The sequence below is a fragment of the Frankia sp. CgMI4 genome, assembly GCF_001756285.1.
In the GTDB taxonomy this organism is placed as follows: domain Bacteria; phylum Actinomycetota; class Actinomycetes; order Frankiales; family Frankiaceae; genus Frankia; species Frankia casuarinae.
Window position 1 is genome coordinate 33,410 of sequence record NZ_MAQZ01000066.1, and the last position, 19,054, is coordinate 52,463.

General features: G+C 73.2%; 9 protein-coding genes. 3 read left to right on the plus strand and 6 right to left on the minus strand.

Annotated elements, in window-relative coordinates; genetic code table 11:
• The first annotated feature begins 595 nt into the window (after positions 1 to 595).
• From Manayef4_RS10875 to Manayef4_RS10885, 3 genes are all read left to right on the plus strand, one after another.
• Complete coding sequence (locus Manayef4_RS10875; RefSeq protein WP_070131502.1) at positions 596 to 3,907, plus strand: ATP-binding protein; 3,312 nt, start codon at positions 596 to 598, stop codon at positions 3,905 to 3,907.
• Positions 3,908 to 4,161: 254 nt separating this feature from the next.
• The gene (locus Manayef4_RS10880) at positions 4,162 to 6,495 is read left to right on the plus strand and encodes a hypothetical protein (protein WP_070131509.1); all 2,334 of its coding nucleotides are present in this window, start codon (positions 4,162 to 4,164) and stop codon (positions 6,493 to 6,495) included.
• Positions 6,496 to 6,596: 101 nt separating this feature from the next.
• Positions 6,597 to 7,520, plus strand: a complete 924-nt coding sequence (locus Manayef4_RS10885; protein ID WP_254665579.1) for a type IV toxin-antitoxin system AbiEi family antitoxin domain-containing protein — start codon at positions 6,597 to 6,599, stop codon at positions 7,518 to 7,520.
• 77 nt (positions 7,521 to 7,597) lie between these two features.
• Here Manayef4_RS10885 and Manayef4_RS10890 read toward each other — a convergent pair whose 3' ends face one another.
• The 6 genes from Manayef4_RS10890 to Manayef4_RS10915 all read right to left on the minus strand — a co-directional run.
• On the minus strand, positions 7,598 to 9,460 hold the full coding sequence (locus tag Manayef4_RS10890) for a class I SAM-dependent methyltransferase (RefSeq protein WP_070131504.1): 1,863 nt from the start codon (positions 9,458 to 9,460) through the stop codon (positions 7,598 to 7,600).
• 61 nt (positions 9,461 to 9,521) lie between these two features.
• Positions 9,522 to 10,712, minus strand: a complete 1,191-nt coding sequence (locus Manayef4_RS10895; RefSeq protein ID WP_070131510.1) for a glycosyltransferase — start codon at positions 10,710 to 10,712, stop codon at positions 9,522 to 9,524.
• Between the two features lie 10 nt (positions 10,713 to 10,722).
• A complete protein-coding gene (locus Manayef4_RS10900) occupies positions 10,723 to 11,676 on the minus strand; it encodes an alpha/beta fold hydrolase (protein ID WP_070131505.1) in 954 nt (317 codons plus the stop codon).
• A 6-nt stretch (positions 11,677 to 11,682) separates the two neighbouring features.
• A complete protein-coding gene (locus Manayef4_RS10905; protein WP_254665580.1) occupies positions 11,683 to 12,063 on the minus strand; it encodes a phosphopantetheine-binding protein in 381 nt (126 codons plus the stop codon).
• Positions 12,063 to 17,270, minus strand: coding sequence for a type I polyketide synthase (locus Manayef4_RS10910; protein ID WP_070131506.1), 5,208 nt, complete (start codon positions 17,268 to 17,270; stop codon positions 12,063 to 12,065). Before Manayef4_RS10910 ends, Manayef4_RS10905 begins: the two co-directional genes overlap by 1 nt.
• Positions 17,263 to 19,054: SDR family NAD(P)-dependent oxidoreductase (locus Manayef4_RS10915; RefSeq protein ID WP_139140061.1), on the minus strand; the 1,792-nt coding region annotated here is incomplete at its 5' end. The genes Manayef4_RS10910 and Manayef4_RS10915, both read right to left, overlap by 8 nt.

The following is a 19,054-nucleotide window of genomic DNA, read 5'->3' on the forward strand; positions in this document are numbered from 1 at the left end:
GATGATCGGCCATGCCTCCGACTTCCGGGACGACGCCACGGGCGAGGCTGCGACGCGCTGTTGACCCTTGCCACCCCCGTGACCCTTGCCACCCCCGTGACCCTTGCCACCCCCGTGACCCTTGCCGCCCCCGACGGCCGCCACGCCCGTGCCATCCGGCTGCGGCCATGATGCACCGGCGATGACAATACGTATCATTCACGCCGGCCTGGYGAGGTCGCCCAGCCCGGCGAGGTACCCCGACCTGGGGAGGTATCCCGCGGCAGCCGCCGGTGCGTCGGCCCACGACACCCGCAGACCGCGATCACGGCGACGGGAGTCCATGCGCCCGGGACYGTGACGATCGAAGACAGCCGTCCATGCCTCCATGTTCGACCTTCACTCCTCCCCGATCTCGGAATTCGGATACTTCGAGCAACGATGGACACGATCCGGATCCAATGCCCGGCGGAGGGTGATAGATTGCCACATCGGCACCGATGATCAGAAGTATGTTCACGGAGAGACGAGACGAAGACCACGAGGAGCCCGCATGGTGGTACGGGCGGCCGGCAGCCGTTCCCAGCGCGGCCGGCACGAATAGGCCCCTCCGATCGTGCTCGCCGGTTTCCGGTTCCACCGCATCCTCACCGCCCCTCGGCGACCCGACACACCCGACCGGCCCGATCCCGTACCGGCCGCGCTCTTCGCCGCCCTCGTCGGCGCGCACGCGCAGTTGACCTCGCTCGGGCCCGGCCACGAACCCACCGCCTCCGGTGCGTCCACTCGCGGCGGCCCGTACCCGGTGCCGGGAGCAGCCCGGCCGGGAATCGCCGTCGCCTGGCTACGGGGCCCGGGTGAGGCGCACATCCGGTTCCTCGCCGGCGGCCGGCCCTTCTTCCCAGCGGACCCGACCGCGACAGACCCGACCGCGGCGGCCACGTCGCTCGCAACAGCCACGTCGACACCAGCCGCAACCGCGGTTCCGCTGCTGTACCCCCCGGGATCGACAGCGGTGGCGCTGCCACCGGACGCCGTACCCGCCCAGCTCGCCGGCTTCCCCTACTGGCTGCGGTGCGAAGGCCTCCCGGATGCCCTGTGGGCCRCCGATCCCGGCACCGACGCCCGGCAGCCAGACACCCGCCGCGGATCGTTCGACGACTACGCCGCGCATCTCGTCGGCCCGTTCGCCTGGCTTGTGCTCGCGTGGCCGGTGCCCCCCGAGCATCTCGCCGAGGAACGGGCGGACCTCGCGCGATCGATCCCCGTGCTGCGCCGGCGGGAGAACGACCAGGGCGCCCGGCTCGACTTGGAGCGCGCGGAGGCCCGCTACCGGGAACTGGGCCGGGGCGCGTCGAGCGGCATGTGGGACGTGGAGATCCTGGTCGGTGGGGTGACCCCGGCCGGCGCGGTCTCGCTGGCCGCCCTGCTGTGCAGCTCCAGCGATCTCGACCGGCTGCCCTACACGTTGCGTCCGACCGGCCCGGTCACCTCGTTCGCGGGGGCCCTCGGCGGGGTCGGAGCCGGGGTCGGAGCCGGAGCCGGCGGGCTGGCCGGCTCACCGCGGTCCTCGCCGCGGGCGAGCGCGGAGCTGCTGGCGGCGCTGGCCCGGCCGCCCGGCCGTGAGCTGCCGGGCATCACCCTGATCACACCGCACGCCTTCGACGTGACGCCCGAGGGTCCGAACCGGTCCGGTCCCGCGGACCCCCGGGGAACGCCCGGCGCCGTTCGGCTCGGCGACGTGCTCGACGCCGGCTGGATGCCGGCCGGCGCGTTCTCGGTTTCCCTCGCGACGCTCAACCGGCACGCCTTCGTCTGCGGCGCCACCGGATCCGGGAAGTCACAGACCGTGCGGTCGCTGCTGGAGTCGTTGACCCGTGCTCCGGCGCCCGTTCCGTGGCTGGTCCTGGAGCCGGCCAAGGCCGAGTACGCCCGGATGGCCGGGCGGCTCGCCGGCCTCGCCGAGGTGCTCGTCATCAGGCCGGGCCGGCTCGACGCTCCACCGGCGTCACTGAACCCRCTGGAACCCGAGCCCGGCTTTCCCTTGCAGAGCCACATCGATCTCGTCCGGGCCTTGTTCCTGGCGGCGTTCGAGGCRCACGAGCCGTTCCCCCAGGTGCTCGCCCGCGCGCTGACGGTCTGTTACCAGGACCTGGGATGGAACCTGGTGCTGGACCGGCCGGAGCCCGCGCACCGGCCCAGATTCCGGGTGACCGGGCCGGAGGAGGACCCGAAGGTCGACGTGCGCAGGCGATATCCGACCCTCGGGGACCTGCAGCGCACCGCGACGAGGGTGGTCGAGAACATCGGCTACGGCGTGGAGGTCACGGCGGACGTCCGGGGCTTTGTCGACGTGCGCATCGGTAGCCTGCGAGAGGGTTCTCCCGGTCGGTTCTTCGAGGGCGGGCATCCGATCKATATCGGCGCCCTGCTGGCGCGCAACGTCGTCTTCGAGCTGGAGGACATCACCAGCGACCAGGACAAGGCGTTCCTGCTCGGCGCCGTCCTGATCCGCGTCGTGGAGCATCTGCGGGTCCGGTACGCCACCGCGGGCGCGGGCGGACTGCGCCACGTCCTGGTCCTGGAGGAGGCCCACCGGCTGCTCAAGAACGTCACCGACGGCCCGGCCGCGGCCTCCGTCGACCTGTTCGCCTCACTGCTCGCGGAGATCCGCGCCTACGGCGAGGGGCTCGTTGTCGTGGAGCAGATCCCAGCGAAGATCCTTCCCGACGTTATCAAGAACACCGCACTGAAGGTGATGCACCGGCTCCCGGCCGCCGACGACCGAGAAGCCGTCGGCGCGACAATGAACCTGCGCGACGATCAGTCCGAACTGGTCGTCGCGCTGCCGGCGGGGGTGGCGGCGGTAAGCGCGGACGGCATGGACCGTCCCGTGCTGGCCCGGATGGTCGCCGGAGACGACCGGGAGAGCGCGCGCTACGCGCGCTACGACCGGGTGCCCCTGGCCGGACGGCGCAGCCTCGGCTGCGGCGCGGCCTGCGTCGCCGGCCCCGCCTGCACCCTGGAGGAGACGGAGACGTCCGCCCTCGCGGCCCGCGATCCCCTGCTGGTGGTGTGGGTCGAGGCGGTGGCCGCGCACCAGGTCATGGGCTTCACCCATCTGCTCGGGATCGCGCCGTTCGCTCCGGCGGAACCCCTGCGGACCACCCTCGCCGCGTTGCCGGGTCGCATCCTCGACTGCGCGCTCGCCCATGCCGCCGACCGGGCGACGGACGCCCGCGCCGCCGCGCTGCGCCCCTTCGTCGACCCGGACGACTTCACCGCCGCCCTGCTCGCGACGCTGCGCCGGCTCCTCGGCCTGCCGCCGTCCCCGGCGGACGCGGCAGAGGCGGCGGACGCGGCAGACACGGCGGACACGGCGAACACGGCGAACACCGTCGACTCCCGGCACCTGACCGCGGGCATGTACCGCTGGCAGGACGTCCGGCAGGCGCTGGTTGACGCAGTGCGCCGGCGGGGGGCCGGCGCGGGCCCGCATCCGCTCACCGCGGCCTGGCGCGAGCGCGGCCTGACCCTGCCGGGCGAGACCGTGGGCGAACAGCTCACCCGGCTGAAGAACGGTGCCTTCTACGCTCCGGGCCGGGAGAAGGTCAACATCGGTGATCCGGCGGTCAGCGGCCTCACCGTGGCGGTCCGGGAACTCACCGGCGCGGCGGATGCCACCTCGCTGTCGGACGCGCTCCACCAGGCATGCACCGGCAAGGGACTGGCCGAGCTGGCCACCCAGATCTCCGACCTCGTCGGCCCCGCGCCGAGCGGACCGGGGAGCGCCCCACCGGAGTCCACCGCGGCGGCCACCGCCCTCGGCCCGTCCATCGGGACAGCATCCGCGTTCGGGACAGCATCCGCGTTCGGGACAGCATCCGTGTTCGGGACAGCATCCGCGTTCGGGACAGCGCGGGACTGAGCGCCCGGGCCCGTCGACCGTCGGGACGTTACGGCGGGGCCGACATGCACGGCGGAACGCGACAGAGTGGACACCACGCGCCAYAATGGCCACGTAACGCCCCAGTACTGACACCGGGCGTGCCGAGATCGTTTCCAGGTGCACGATGATCGGGAACGGGGAGTCGCTGCGGCACGGTGGGCTGCGGCCGTCGGGGCTGCGGCACGGTGGGCTGCGACGCGGGAGCAGGCGAGTGGGACGGCGGAGGGTCGGCGATGGGGGTGGGCACGCTAACCACGACTGAGGCCCGGCTGATCCAGGGGCTCTTCGTTCCACGGGAGCGTTGGGGCTGGGAGTTCGTCGACACCGGTCCATCGGCCCCGAGCCCGCTCGCCGACCGTCAACCGGTCTGGCAGGAGCCCGAATCGCCCGATCTGACCGCGCTCACGGCCCGGCGAAACCATGCCGTCCGCGCCCTGCTGACCAGGCTCGTCCTGCCGATGGCCTTCGTGGTGTTCGGCATGCTGCTCGCGGGCGAGGGGGGGTTCTTCTTCGTCCCGGCGGGACTCGCGCTCGCCGTGGTCGCGTGCCTGCCTCCGCTGATCCTGCACTACCGGCTGGGCCGGACACGATCCCGGGCCGCGTCGGCCCGGGCCGACGGATACACCCGCCACCTGCAGGCGTTGACGTCCTGGCAGACCGAGGTCGACGCGCACGACCGGGCCGAGCTGCGACGCCGAGAGGCCACCGCCGTCTTCTATCCCGTCTCGGCCCCCGCGGCGACCCCCAGGATCGACGTGTTCGGCGGAACCGGCGACGGATGGGCGAGCCTGCTGGCCACCGCGGGCTGCTCGGTGCTCACCGGCGGCACCGGCATCCTGCTCGTCGATCTCAGCGAGCGGGCGGTGGGCGGGGGGTTGGCACGCCTCGCCGGCCAGGCGCGCTGGCCGGTGGAGTCCTGGGACCTGCCCCGCCAGCTCGACGAGGTGGCGCTCCTCGACGGCCTCGGGCCGCGGGAGGCCGGCGAGCTCGTCGCCGACGCGTTCGGCATGTCCCAGGAGAGCGGCGATGATCCGCACCGACGCGCCCTGCACGCGGACCTGGTCACCACCGTCGCCGTCGTTCTGTACGAACGGCTCAGCATTCGCCGTCTCGCCGAGGGCCTGCGCGTCCTCGAAGGTCTCGACGACGGCAGCGCGGCCACGTCGCTGTCGACGGCCGAGGCCGGGGAGCTCACCGCGCACATGGACGCGTTCGGCCGCGGTGACCGGATCGCCGACGAGCTGCGCTACCTGCGTTCCTCGCTGGAGGCGCTCAGCCCGCCACCACCAGCCACGGCCGCGACGGCACCGGCCGCGACGGCACCGGCCGCGACGGTCGAGGCCCATATGTTGGCGGCCGCCGCCGATATGTCGACGGCCAGGATGCCGACGGCCAGGATGCCGACGGCCAGGGTCGACAGCGCGCCCCGTCCACTGACGGCCTGGTGGCCGGTACCCGGGCTGCGGGTTCTCGCCACGTCGAGCCGGGACTCGTCCGCCCACCGCAAGGAACTCACGGACCGGCTCCTCGTCCAGACCGTGCTCCACCAGCTCCGTTGCCGCCAGCGGGGCGGGCCGACCGGCCGGGACATGCTGGTCGTCGCCGGGGCGGACCATCTCGGCCGAGCGGTCCTGACCGGGCTGACCCGCCACGCCGAGCTCGCCGGGGTGCGGCTCGTGCTGCTCTTCGAACGGCTCGCCGACGACGCCGAACGGGTGCTGGGCAGCCAGGGAGGCTCGACGATCATCATGCGATTGGGGAACGGTAAGGACGCCGCGACCGCGGCGGAATTCATCGGGCGTGGTTACCGCTTCGTCATGTCTCAGGTGACGGCCCAGGTGGGGCGCAGTTTCACGGCCGGCGACAGCGACAGCGTCGGTTACCAGGACGGCACCTCGGAGACGACCGGCACCAGCGGCGGAACCGGCCGGACCTACGACGGCACCCGGCTGCTGCCCTGGTTGCAGAACACGTCGAAGAACGCCGGATGGCAGGAGYCGGTGACGGCGTCGCGATCGCAGACCTGGCAGCGCACGACAAACTCGTCGGTGAGCGACTCGACAACCGACGGCACGACCTCCCAGCGGGTATACGAGTTCACCGTGGAGCCGACCACCGTCCAGACCCTGCCGGCGACCGCGTTCCTGCTGGTCAACCCGGTCGATGGGGCGGGACGGGTGGTGCCGGGGGACTGCAATCCGGGCACCGTCCTGCTGCCTGGGGTCTCCGCGGCCGACCGCTGGTCCGTACCTGACGCGGCCGCCACGCCCCTGGCGGGTCACCACGTCGGAACCGCCGGAGCCGAGGTGATCCAGGCCGGTACGGACCAGGCCGGCCCTGCGCGGACCGGCGCGGAGGAACAGCGTCGGATCGAGCCTGCCCCGCCCGTCGGGTTTCCGGGCATCGGCCAGCAACCGCCGGCCGACGAGGAGGTCTACCGGCTCGTCCCGCCCAAGGCGCGTCCCAGCGGCCCCGGCAGTCCCGGCGGTCCCGGCGGCCAGAGCACTCACCCGGGGGCGCGGGGATGGGTTCCCGGCGTCGGGGACCACCACCCGGGGCATGGCTGACCCGGTCCGGAACGCGGCCGTCAGGAAGGAGACAGCCGAAAGTTATCCACAGCCCGAAAAAGGTTCTGGCCCAACAGACAGACAACCGTCATCGTCTTCTCATGGCCCATAACCCTGGCCGACTCTCCTGGCAGGAGATCGCCACCATGCAGGCCGGCGTGATCACGATACGCGATGCGATCAACGCCGGCATCACCCGCGACGAGATCCGCCGACGGTTGAACGACGGTCGCTGGCAGCAACCCTTCCGCGGCGTGCTGATCACAACCGCCACACCCGTGACGAGGATGCAGGAGCTGTGGGGGGCCCTGCAGGCCGTCGGCCCGGACGCGGTGCTCGCGGGCGCCTGCGCGGCGGGGCTCGCGGGTCTGGACGGCTACGGCACCGGCCCGGTGACGGTTCTCCTGCCCACCGAACGCCGGATCGCCGCGCCACCGGGCGTGCTTCTGCGGCACAGCGCTCGGCTCGACATCACCGAGATCGATCCCCTCCGCCTGCCCCGGCGGACGGCCCCCGCCCGGTCCGTCATCGACATGGCCGAGTGGGCGGCTACCCGCGCGGACGCGCAGGGCCTGCTCGTTGACGCTGTCCGTCAACGTTTCGTCACCGTCGCGAGCCTGCGGATCGCGCTGGCCCGGCGTGGTCCGATCAGCCGCCGGACGCTGATCACCGAGACGTTGGACGACCTGGGCCGGGACGCGCCGCGCCTCACCGAGATCATGTACCGTCGCATCGAGGCCCAGTGGGGGTTGCCGGTAGGGACCCCGAGTGTCAACGGGCCCGCGGACGAGCCGATGGCGCGCCTCGACGTCTGGTACGAGCCGTGGCGCGTGCGGGTGGAGATCCAGGCGACGGTCCCTGGGCCGACGGTCGTCGCCGAGCCGACCGGCCAGCTCCTCATCCGTCTGCCGGCACGCCTGGCGCGGGACGCCCCGGCCGAGGTGGCTTCCCTCGTAGGCGGGGCGCTGCGTGACCGCGRCTGGTCGGCGTCGGTGCCGCGCGCTCCGCGGGCGCTGGCCTCCTGAGCTCCGCGGGACATTCGTTCGTCGCGTCCCGTATCCCTGTGCCGCGCCGCACATTCCGGTCAACCGGTCCGCCGAGGTCAGAGCTCCTTGCGGGCGATCATCAGGTAGGTGCCGGCGTACCGGGCGTCGTGCGCGTACCGGCCGGCAAGGCGGTCGAGGAGGCGGGCCAGTCCCAGTAGGGGGCTGGCCACAAGCATCACCAGGACGCGGCCGGCCGCGCCGACCGGGCCGGCCTGCTGGGGCAGCCACGGCATGGGGCGTGGCGCGATCATGGCCACGGCGAGCAGCAGGGCGCCGGTCAGCCCACCGGGACGGCGCGCCGCGGCGAAGCGCACCGCGACCGGCCGCAGCCCCCGGTCCTCCAGCGCGGCGATCAGGTTCTCCGCGGGGATGAAGTGGGCGCGCTCGGGGACCGCCCAGCCGGGCCAGAACCGGCCGAGCCAGCGGGCCTGCCGGCAGTCGGCGTTGGCCAGCTCGCAGACGACGTGCCCGCCAGGCGGCAACGCCTTCGCGACGGCGTCGAGCTCCGCCGACGGGTCGTCGCGGCGTTCCAGGTAGTCGAACATGCTGATGACGTCGTACCGGCCGGCGAGGCTGTCGACGACGTCGGAGAAACGGCCGTAGTGGGCGTGGTCGATCCAGCCGCGCGCCAGGCCCTTGGCCAGGCCGGGAAAGGTGTCGAGCCCGTCAAACACCGTCCTCGGCCACACCTCTCGGGCCGCGTTGGCGAAGTGACCGTACCGGGCCCCCACGTCCAGCCAGGTCCGTGGCACCACGAACGGTCGGACGGCGGCAGCCTGCTCGCGCCGCTCGCGGGCGATCGCGGCCAGGACCTGCTCGGCGACATCGGTGCGCAGGCCGTCGTAGCGGTCCCGGTCGTAGAACTCACGCCCGGCCGGGCTCAACGACGGGTTGAGGAAGACATGCCCGCAGCGCTCGCAGCCGTCCAGCCGGAAGGAACCGGGCTTGCGCAGGAGCAGGTCCGGCGACTCCACCCGGGTGGCGAGCTCGACCGATCCGCACCAGGGGCAGTCGGCCCGGTCGTGGCGCAGGAACCGGTCGAGGCCGGCCTGGACGTCCTGGGAGTAGGAGGCGCGGCTGGCGGCGGTCTCCTGCCTGGCCGCATGCTTGACCGGGTCCGGAGGAAGCCCGGCGGCCTTCGCCTCAGCCGCCTTCACGGCCTGCGCCCGGCCGGCCCGCACGGAGTCGACCACGAACAGCACCCCRCCGAGGATGCGCACGATGGGAGAACGAATGAGATCGCGCGGGGACAGCGGCACCCGGCCGGCGCAGACGAAGAACGGCTGGAACCAGAACAGCGCCATGGCCGCGAGGCSGAACGGCTGGTTCACATGGAAGCCGATCGCGGTGGCGATCTGGGGTACGAACGGGAAGAGCTGGTTCTGCCGGGTGAACCGGTAGGCCCGCTGCTGGACGCGGACACGCATCGCCGCGTCGTCCCGGGCGGCACGCAGCCCCGGCAGCACCGCCAGATCCGTCGAGCCGGAGGCGAAGGTCTTCAGCCGCTCGGTGATGTCGACGAGCTCCACCGGGTCGAAACCGTCCCGGCGGGTGATCCCAGCCCGCTGGAGAATCTCGGAGTGGACCAGCAGCGCCTGGAAGGCGCCGCGGCCGGGCACGCAGCGGTCGGCCCGGTAGGTGCGGGTGTCGACCATCCGGGCGAGGTCGAGCGCCCGTTCGGCCGTCAGGTCCGCCGGGACGAGGTCGAGCACGTCGAGCCGGTCCCGGCTGGCGTGGTAACTGGCCGCCCGTCGGCCGCTGTCGGAGAGGCGGACCCCGGTCGCGACGAGGAACTCATGCGCGGGGTCCACCGGGCGACCGGAGGCCGGCAGGGTGTCGAGACGACGCAGCCGACCGCGCAGCCGCACACCGTTGATCGCCAGACCGGCACACACCAGGATCGGCAACCATGTCAGCACGACGTCAGAACCGTTCGAGCATCAGACCACGAGACCGATCACCGGACCGCCAGACCGAGCATCAGACCGCCAGCTTCTCAAGGTGATCGGCGGCGGCGGCCACCCCGCCGGCCGCGGCGAAGGCGGCCCGCATCCGGGCGGCGGCGGCCCGGTACGACGGATCGTCCAGCACGGCCGTCACCGCGGAACRCACGGCGGTGGGTCCGGCCCGACCGAACTTGACGCGCACCCCGGCCCCGTTACGGACGACCTGCTCGCCGATGATCGGCTGATCGTCGCGAACCGGGGCGACCACCAGCGGAACCCCGTGTGACAGCGACTCACAGACGGTGTTGTTGCCGGCGTGGCACACCACCGCCGACAACCGCGGAAGTAACGCGACCTGCGGCACGAACGGCGCGACCAGCAGATCGTCGGGCGCCGCGGCGGCGAGGTCGTCAACGAGCCCGGGTGTGGCGACGACGATCGCCTGTACCCGCTCGGGYAGGCCGAGCAGCCCCTCGGCCGCCGCCCGCAGAAACCGACCGCCGGCCTCCCGGGTCACCGTGCCGAGGGAGACGAGCACCGCCCGGCGGGCCGGGTCGAGCCAGTCCCAGGGGAACTCGCCCGCCCCGGCCCGTTTCCCGACCGCGCTGCCGACGAAGACCGCGTAGTCCGGGATCCCGGGATTGTGCAGCATTTCCCGGACGGAGAAGACGAGGGTCAACGCCTCGGAGAAGCGCAGGTCCCCGATGGCAGCCTCGTCGGGCGGCACTCCGTGCCCGGTCTGGAACTCCCGCAGGCGGTCGACGACCCACTGCCCCAGGCCCGCGAGCACCCCGTAAGGATTGTCGAACTCGGCGGAGGTCGCCGCGAGGGTCGCCCAGCGCAGGCCCCGGCGACGGGCGACGAGCGCGGCGCCCACCGCCTGCTGGTCGATGACGAGCAGGTCGGGCTGGAAGTCGTCGATGATCCTGTCGATCGCCGGGGCCATCATCGAGCCGAGCGGGAGCAGGAAGTCCTCCCACAGGAACTTCAGCGACGCCGGCCCCCGCAGCGCCCGAGACGCGTCCTGGATCCGGGACCACTTCTCGCCCAGGCCCGCCTCGGGTAACGCCAGCAGGGCCAGCTCCGGCGGGATCAACGATCCGATGACGCCCGCGTACCCGGCGAGCGCCACCTCGTGACCACGGGCGGCCAGCTCGGCGGCGACCCCGACCGCCGGGTTGACATGCCCGGTCAGGGGCGGCACCACGAACAGCACGCGGCTCATCAGACTCTTCTCACGCCCCTCGCCCCTCACGCCCCTCGCCGGCCGCAACTGCCGCGTCGGCCGARATCGGGGCCGGCCGGCGCTCGGCGTTGAGATCGGGCGGCGGCACCCGCTGCGTCACCCAGTCCGGGGTGGCGAAGCGCCGGCCGTTCGCGCGCACGTAGGGCGGCGGCGGCGTCTGGCGGCGGAACAACCACCACCGCAGCAGGTCCCGCAGGTAGTGCGCGRCCTCCCGCAGCACCATGTGCGTGTGGTGCTCCAGGACGATCAGGGTGCACTCGGGCACCAGCGCGGCCAGGCCCGCAGCCTGCCCGATGATGTCGGAGTTCTCCCCGTACACCGCGAGCACCGGGACGTTCAGCGCGGCCAGCGCCTCGGTGGAGAACGGCGGAGTCGCCAGCATGTCGGTGGYGATCGTCGTCTCCTGCAGCAGCCGCTGCGCGGCCCGGGTGGCGCGGCTGGCCACGCGTCCGGCGCCGTTGTCCAACCACTCCTGGACCTCCTCGTCGGTCATCGCGACGAGGATCTGGGTCAGCGATCGGGCCATCTCCTCGCCAAGACCCTCGATCAGGAACGGCGGCTCGATCAGCGTCAGGCTCGCCACCCGGGAGGTGAACTCCAGCCCGAAAGCCAGCGCCATCGTGGCGCCGTAACTGTTACCCACCAGGTGCACCGGGCGATCCACCCCGAGCTCGTCGAGCAGCCCGAGCAGATCGGCCATCGAGTCCGCCAGCTCGTAGCCGCCGCGGGTCCGCTCGCTGCGCCCATGGCCGCGCAGGTCGTAGCAGATGACGTCGCAGCCGGCATCGGCGAGGCAGTTGCCCAGCGTGAAGTAGAAGCTGGAGATGTTGTCCATCACCATGCCGTGCACCATCACGACGACCGGCGAGTCCGTGGACGCTCCGCCCCTGGGCGCCAGTCGCTGCACGTGCAGCCGGATCCCGTTCGCGATGATCTCAGCCACGGGCCTTCAGGCCGATCCCGCCGGCGCCAGCGTCGGGAGGCTGTCGACGATGAAGTGGACGACCTCGCCGACCCGCATGTTGATCACCTGGTCGACGTCCATGTCGGCAAGGAGGYCGACGAAGTCCACCGCCTCGCCGTAGCGCCCACGCAGCCGGTCGGCCAGCGCCACGAACTCGATGCTCTCCAGCTCGAGATCCTGATTGAACGAGGTGGYCATCGTGATCTCCATGTCCACGACGTACTCCTCCCCGATCACCTCCCGCAGGAGCTCCGTGACCTCGCCGAGGATCCGGGCCTCGGCCTCGGCCCGCGTGACGGCGTCGGTGCGGTCGTCCGGATCCGGGCCGGGAGGACCCTGCCTCGTCGTGCTCTGCGCAGACATCATCAACACTCCTTCTGGCTCTGGAGACCATGCGCCTCGACCTCGGGGGAGGTCCAGGCGACTACATAACTGACGGTAGCGATATCGACTCTTCCGGTGGAGACGTCATCGCCCACAGCGTCCTGACGCCGCGACGGCGATACCCCGCCCTCGCGGGGCGCCGGGYCGGTCGGTTCCGGCTGAATCCGGCCGGYGGCGTCCACCGTACGCAACGCCACCCACCGGGTCCRCTCCGGCACCGACCCGTCGGGACCATCCCCGTAGACGGTGACCCGGACCAGGTCGGGCGGGGTGCCCCCCACCGGGGAGGATGCGAGCCCATCCCTTCCCGGGGAATGGGCCTTCCCCGGGAAGGGATGGGGGCCGTCCACGACGAACCGACGTGGACGGCCAGCGAGGCCCGTTCCGTCGGCCTTCGCCGCCGCCTCCTTCGCCGCCCACAGCCGGGTGAACCACACGGCCCGCCGGTGAGGATCGGTGCCGGCGACCCGGTCGAGCAGGCGCAGTTCGGTGGGCGCCAGGGCCGCCTTCTCGACCCCGGCGGCGCGGGACACGATCCGCTCAAGATCGATGCCAACCTCCCCGTCCGCAGCGACCAAGGCCACGGCGAGCTCCGGCTTGTGGGCGAGCGACACCCCCGGGGGGTCGAACGCTGGGACACCCGGCCGCGCCGGCAGGGAGGTGATGACCGGGGCACCCACGTCGTCGTTACGGATCCCGACCTCGATCCCCCAGACGGGCCCCGCTCCCCGTTCCCACAGCCATCGCCGGACTGCGTCCTGGGCGGCGATCCGTCCCAACAGCCGGCCGCGTGCCGCCCTGGGGTTGAGCGCGGCGAGCCGGGCACGCTCGGCGGCATCGGCGTAGTGGCGCACGATCAGTTCCCGCGAGGCCGCGTCGGGCCAGCGGTCCACGGCGACCACCCAGCCCTCACCGGAGGGCTGGGCCACCGTGTTCAACTCCGGCRCACGCACCATCGCCCAGAGCACGTCGTCGTTGGCGAACCGGCGGTCGGTCCACCCGGTGATGACCGCCCAGACACGTCCGTCGGCCCGCCGCACCTCCATGTCCGCGGTCACCGTGCGCTCGGCCACCTGCCGGATCCGTACGACGCAGTCCACCAGGTCGCCCTCCACCGGTGCCGGGCCGTGGAACTGCACGTCGGCCAGGGACTGCGGGAGCAGGAGGGAGTCGTCGGACAGATGCTCCATCGCCCAGTAGCCGAAGAGCTGGCCCACGTTGTCGAGCAGGGCGCCGGACGCCGACGGCACCCGCAGACGCCCCCGGATACCGGTCGGGGCGATCGCCTCGATCCGATGGATGCCCTGGTAGCCGGGACCGTGGAAGAGGAACCGGGCCCCGTAGAGATCCCTGCCACGATGCCGCGGGGGCCGCTCGACGGGCAGCGTCGGGCCCGTCCGGCCCACGGACAGATCGGCGGTGATCGCGGTTGACTCGGGCGGCGGCAGGTGGTCCGCTGCGAACAGCACCGTGCCGCGGGCGTAGCCGTCCACGGTCACCCGCACCGCGTCCGGCCCCGCGGGGGCGAGCGCAATGGACACCTCCACCGCCGGCTCGATCGCGAGCCAGCGCAACGCCCGGACGTCTCGGACACCGACCGGCACCCGGCCCGGCAGCAGCGCGGCGGCCTCGCCGATCATGAGCTCGAGGACCTCGGTCATCGGCACGACCGGGAACAGATCGGATATGTCCGCCCAGCCCGGCGGCTGACGGTAGAAGCAGTGGTCGACGATGTGCGGCATCGACGCCAGCGACAGCCGTCGCCGGAACATCCGCGGCCCGGGTTCGGGACTGTCACGGGGCACGGGTACCCAGCCCACCGCGGACGTCCGATCGGCGCCCGTGCCCCGACCGGCCGCCCCGCCGTCGGCCGCGCTCGCGCCGCGGCGAGGAGGGACGCCCGTCGAACCCGCGTCGCCGTTTCCGCCGGCACCGCCGGACGTGCCACCGCCCCGGGGAGCATCGTCGGCGCGGAACCGAGCACCACCGCGCACGCCGCCCGACCGCACRCCGCCCGGGATCGCATCGCCCGGGATCGCCCTGCCCCCCGATCCGGGCGGGGGGACCCGAGCCGGCGTCGCCCCATGCGACCAGCGGTCGACCACGGTGGACATCACCGCGTCCGCCTCGGCGAGCGCGGCCCGCAGCTCGGCAATCACCGGATGCGTCGGCACGTCACCTTCGGCCCAGGCCGGCGGGTTCCGGTGGGTCCGATCGGCACTGCCCGGGTTGAGCAGGTCGCCGGCCCCGCCGCCGAGGCGGATCAGGGGGGTGCCGAGGCTCAACCGCACCGGGGCGCCGACGCGGTGCGGTCCGTTGGCCGCCCGGGGGAGCGGCGGCACCGCCGGCGCGGGTCGCGACCGGCAGGGCAGCAGGTCCATCCGGGGCGCGGCGCCTTCCGCCCACATCGCCGCCGCGACCCGCCGCAGCTGGTCCAGCCCGGGACGCTTCACGGTATTCGTGACCAACGAGAGATGGTCGTTGCCGGGCAGGGTGTCGTCGACGAATCCCGCGACGCTGCCCACTCCGACCTGGATGAAGGCACRCACCCCGCGCTCGCGCAGCCGCTCGACGAGCTGGCGGAAGCGTACCGGTTCGACCAGGTGTCGAAGAGCGAGCGCGCGGATGGCGTCGTGGTCGCTCGGGTAGGGCGCCACCGTGGTCGCCGACCAGATCGGCACGCTCGCCTCGACGAACGTGGTGCGGGCGAGCCGCGCCCGCATCGGGTCCAGGTACGGTTCGAGGAACGGGGAGTGGAACCCTGACCGGAACGGCAGGATCTGGCCCAGCACGCCGTCGCGGCGCAGCCGGTCCAGCGTGGTACGCACGCTGTCCTCCCGCCCACAGATGATCGACTGATGCGGGCAGTTGTCGTGGGAGACGACGACCTCGTCGAGCCCGGCGATGACCTCCGTCGCGCGCTGCGCGCCGCAGCCGAGCGCGCCGAAGACGACCCCCGGCACCTCCAGGGCTGTCGGGTCGAAGCCGGCGAGGAAGTCGTCGGTGTACTCGTCGGTGATCAGCCCGCAGGAGATCATCGCGTTCCACTCGCCGATGCTGTGGCCGCCGACGAGGTCCGGGATGATCCCGAGCCGCCGCAGCGCCACATCGAGGATCCGGCCGACCTCAACGCTCGCGACGCCATGCCGGCCGAGCATCCCGGTGTCGTCGAGGGTCGGCTTCGTCAGCCCGAAGTGTTCGCAGACATCGTCGATCCGCGGGGTGAACTTGTCCTCCAAGCCGCAGAACAGGAAAGCGGTCTGCGCCGGGGAGTCCCCACCCGCCCGCGCGGGGGCGAACATCCCTGCCGGGGTGAACCACAGGTCGTTGCGTCCCCGCCAGGGGGTGCCGCGCTCGACGACGGTGCGGGCGAGCGCCAGCCGACGGGCGGTCGGCGCGACCAGGGCCAGCCGCCACGGCCCACCGGTCGGCGGGGTCGCGGCGTCGTCGCGGGCGAGCAGTTCCGCGTCCGGGACGTCGAGCTGGGCCAGCAGGTCAGCCGCGTCGGCCCCGGCGAACAGCAGCACCGGTTCGACGTCCGGACCGACGTCCGGGTCGGCTGCCCGGTCCACCGTGGTCACCGCCGGGGCGGCGAACGTACGGGCCGCCGTCACCGCCGCGGGTGCCGGCGCCTCCTCCAGCACCAGATGGGCGTTGATGCCGCCGAACCCGAAGGCGTTGACCCCCGCTCGGCGGGGACCGCCGCCGGCCGGGGCGTCCCACTCGACGACGGCGCGCACCGGCGCGAACCGGCTGCCCACGAACGCCGGATGCGGCTCGTCGCAGTGMAGCGTGGGCGGCAGGACCCGGTGGTGCAGCGCCAGCGCGGTCTTGATCAGAGCGGCCGCGCCCGCGGCCGGCATCGCGTGACCGATCATGGACTTGACGGAACCGATCCCGATGTCCGCCCGACCCGGCCCGGCCGGTCCGCCCGACGCGGTGCCAAAGATCCGGCTGAGGGTGGCGAGCTCCACAGCGTCGCCGGTGGGGGTGGCCGTGCCGTGCGCCTCGACGAGGCCGATCGCACCCGGCGCCGTCGGGTCGAGCCCGGCATCCGCCCAGGCCCGGCGGACGGCGAGCGTCTGGCCTTCGACGGCCGGGGCCATCAGCGAGGCGGACCGGCCGTCACTGGACGTGCCCGATCCCCGCAGCACCGCGTAGATCCGATCGCCGTCGCGCTCGGCGTCGGCAAGCCGCTTGAGGACGACCATGCCGACGCCCTCGCCGATGAGAATGCCGTCGGCCCGCCGGTCGAAGGGACGGATGATCTCACTCGGGGACAACGCCCGCAGCAGGGTGAAGACGCTCCAGAACGACGCCTCGTGCACGATGTGGGCGCCACCGACGATCATCGCGTMGGTCCGGCCGGACCCGAGGTCACGCATCGCCATGTCGACGGCGATGAGCGATGACGCGCAGGCCCCGTCCACGGTGTAGGCGGGTCCGCGCAGGTCGAGCCGGTTGGCGATGCGGGAGGCGGCGAGGTTCGGCACCAGCCCGATGGACGCCTCGGGGCGCTGCGGTCCGAGCTGGGCGACGAACGCCTCCCGGACCCGTTCGACGGYCTCGGCCGGCAGGTCGGGCAGGATCTCGCGCAGCGTCGTGACAATCTGGCGGGAGGTGCGCACCCGCTGTTCGAGCTTGGCGACCCCGGGACCGACGTAGCCGCCGCGGCCGAGCACCACCCCGACACGCTCGGCGTCCCCCAACCGCTCGGGACCGCCGGCGTCCGTGATCGCCTCGGCGGCGAGCCGCAGGGACAGCAGCTGGTCGGGTTCGGCCCAGTCGACGGCCAGCGGCATGATGCCGAACGCGGCCGGATCGAACGACGCGAACTCCTCGACGAAACCGCCACGCCGGCAGTAGAAGGCGTCGCTGGCACCGCCGGGGCTGCCCACACCGCCGGGTCTGCCCACACCGCCCGGTCCGGCGCCGGGACGGTCACCGCGGGGCAGGTCGGGGCGAAACAGGTCGGGGCGGAAGTAGTCGTCAACGTCGAAACGCTCCGGCGACACCTCCCGGATCGCGTCGACACCCCCGACGATGTTGCCCCAGAAGGTGCCGAGGTCGCCGGCGCCGGGGAACAGCGCCGCCATCCCGACCAGGGCGATGGGTGGGGCGCCGCCCCCGGACGCGGACCGGGATCCCGACGCCGACCGCCCCCCCGGCCCGGCACCGGGCTCAGGCATCGAACGACTCCACCGAGGCGCACATGTAGACGACCTGCGCGGGCGTGCCCGCCGGAGCGGCCAGCTCCCGCAGCAGGGCGRCCACCCCGTCGGCGGGATCGATCAGGCCGATGCCACGGCGCGCGTACTCCCGGGCAAGCTCCGGGGAGACCATCCCACCGCCGGTCACACCGGCCGCACCGGCCACCGCGCCCCCGGTCACCGCGGGGGCCGGTCCGCCGGCCCGTGCCACGAAGTCCCGCGCGGATCCCCAGGGACCCCAGTCGACGCTGACCACCCGGCCGGCGAAGCGGCCCGCACAGGCACCGGCGAGCGTGTCCAGGGCGTCGTTCGCGGCGGCGTAGTCGACCTGGCCGCGGTTGCCGAAGACGCCCGCGACACTCCCGAACAGGACGACGAAGCCGACGTCGTCCCGCAGCGCCGCCAGCAGCGCCCGGGCACCGTCGATCTTCGTTCGGTACACCTGGTCGAACGACTCGGGCGTCTTGTCCCGCAGGAGTCGGTCCGCCAGGATGCCCGCACCGTGCACCACGCCGTCGAGGCGACCGTGGCGGGCGTAGACGTCGGCCACGACCGAGGCAACGGCGGCACCGTCACGCACGTCCATCGCGTGGTAACGCACCGACGAGGCCAGCCGACCAAGGACCTCCAGCGTGGTGCGCACCTCCCGCTCGGCGAGCAACCGGGCCACCTGGGACTCGATCTCGGCCGGCCGGCGGACGCCGGTGGCGACAAGCGCGCGGCGCAGCGCCGGGGCGTCGAGCGCATCCGCCGTCACCGGATCCTCCGGTCCGGTGGGCGGTGGGGTACGCCCGATCAGCTCGATGGCGCAGCCGCTGCGCCGGGYGAGCTCCACGGCGACGGCCGCCGTGATACCCCGCGCGCCACCGGTGAGCAGCACCACCGAGGAGGGACCGAGCTCGGCGGGCAGTTCGCCCGCATAGCCCGCCGCACCCACGTCGCCGACGTCGCCCGCGACGCCCAGCTCCACCGGCCGGATCCGCGGGGTCGCGCGGACCCCGTCACGGTAACCCACCACGGACGGCCCGCCGGGGGTGAGCAGCTCGACGAGCAGGCTCTCGGCGATCCGACGCGGTTCGTCCTTCGGTTCGACGTCGACGAGGCGGACCGCGATGTCGGGAACCTCCCAGGCGATCGTGCGCACCAGGCCGGCGAGGCCCATCCCCGGGGTCAGCTGGATCCCCTCGTCCCCGGCGTCGCCCGGGGCGAGCGCTCCGGTGCCGTGGGGCGACGGGCGACCGAAGCGCCCGCCGTGCCCGGTCGCGACGAGCATCCGCCGGCTGCCGCCGAGGGCCGCGGCCCGCAGTGCCGCGAACGCGGCAGGAAGAACGGCGTGGTCGCCGGCACCGGGATCGATCGAGGCGATCCACACCAGGCCGTCCGCGCCGGCGCCGGCTCGAACCTGACCGACCAGGCCCCGGTCGTCGGCAGCGAGGATGCGGGCCTCGGCACCCGCCTGCTCCAGCAACGTGGCGAGCTCGAGTCCGACCCCGAGACCACCCTCGACGAGAAGGAAGCGGGCCCCGGCCAGCGACCCGGCACGTCCGACCGGCTCCGGGGTCGAGGGCACGGGGACGATCTCCGGTTCGACAACGAACCGCCGTAGCGGGATCGCGGCTGTCGAGCCGGCCCCCCCGGACTTCGCGACTCCGGCGGACCGACCGGGCCCGGTGGGCTCGGCCGGTTCGGTCGCGCCGGCGGCATCCGGATCCACCGACGCGACGATCCAGTCGACGATGCCGCGGACAGTCTTGATCGCCGCC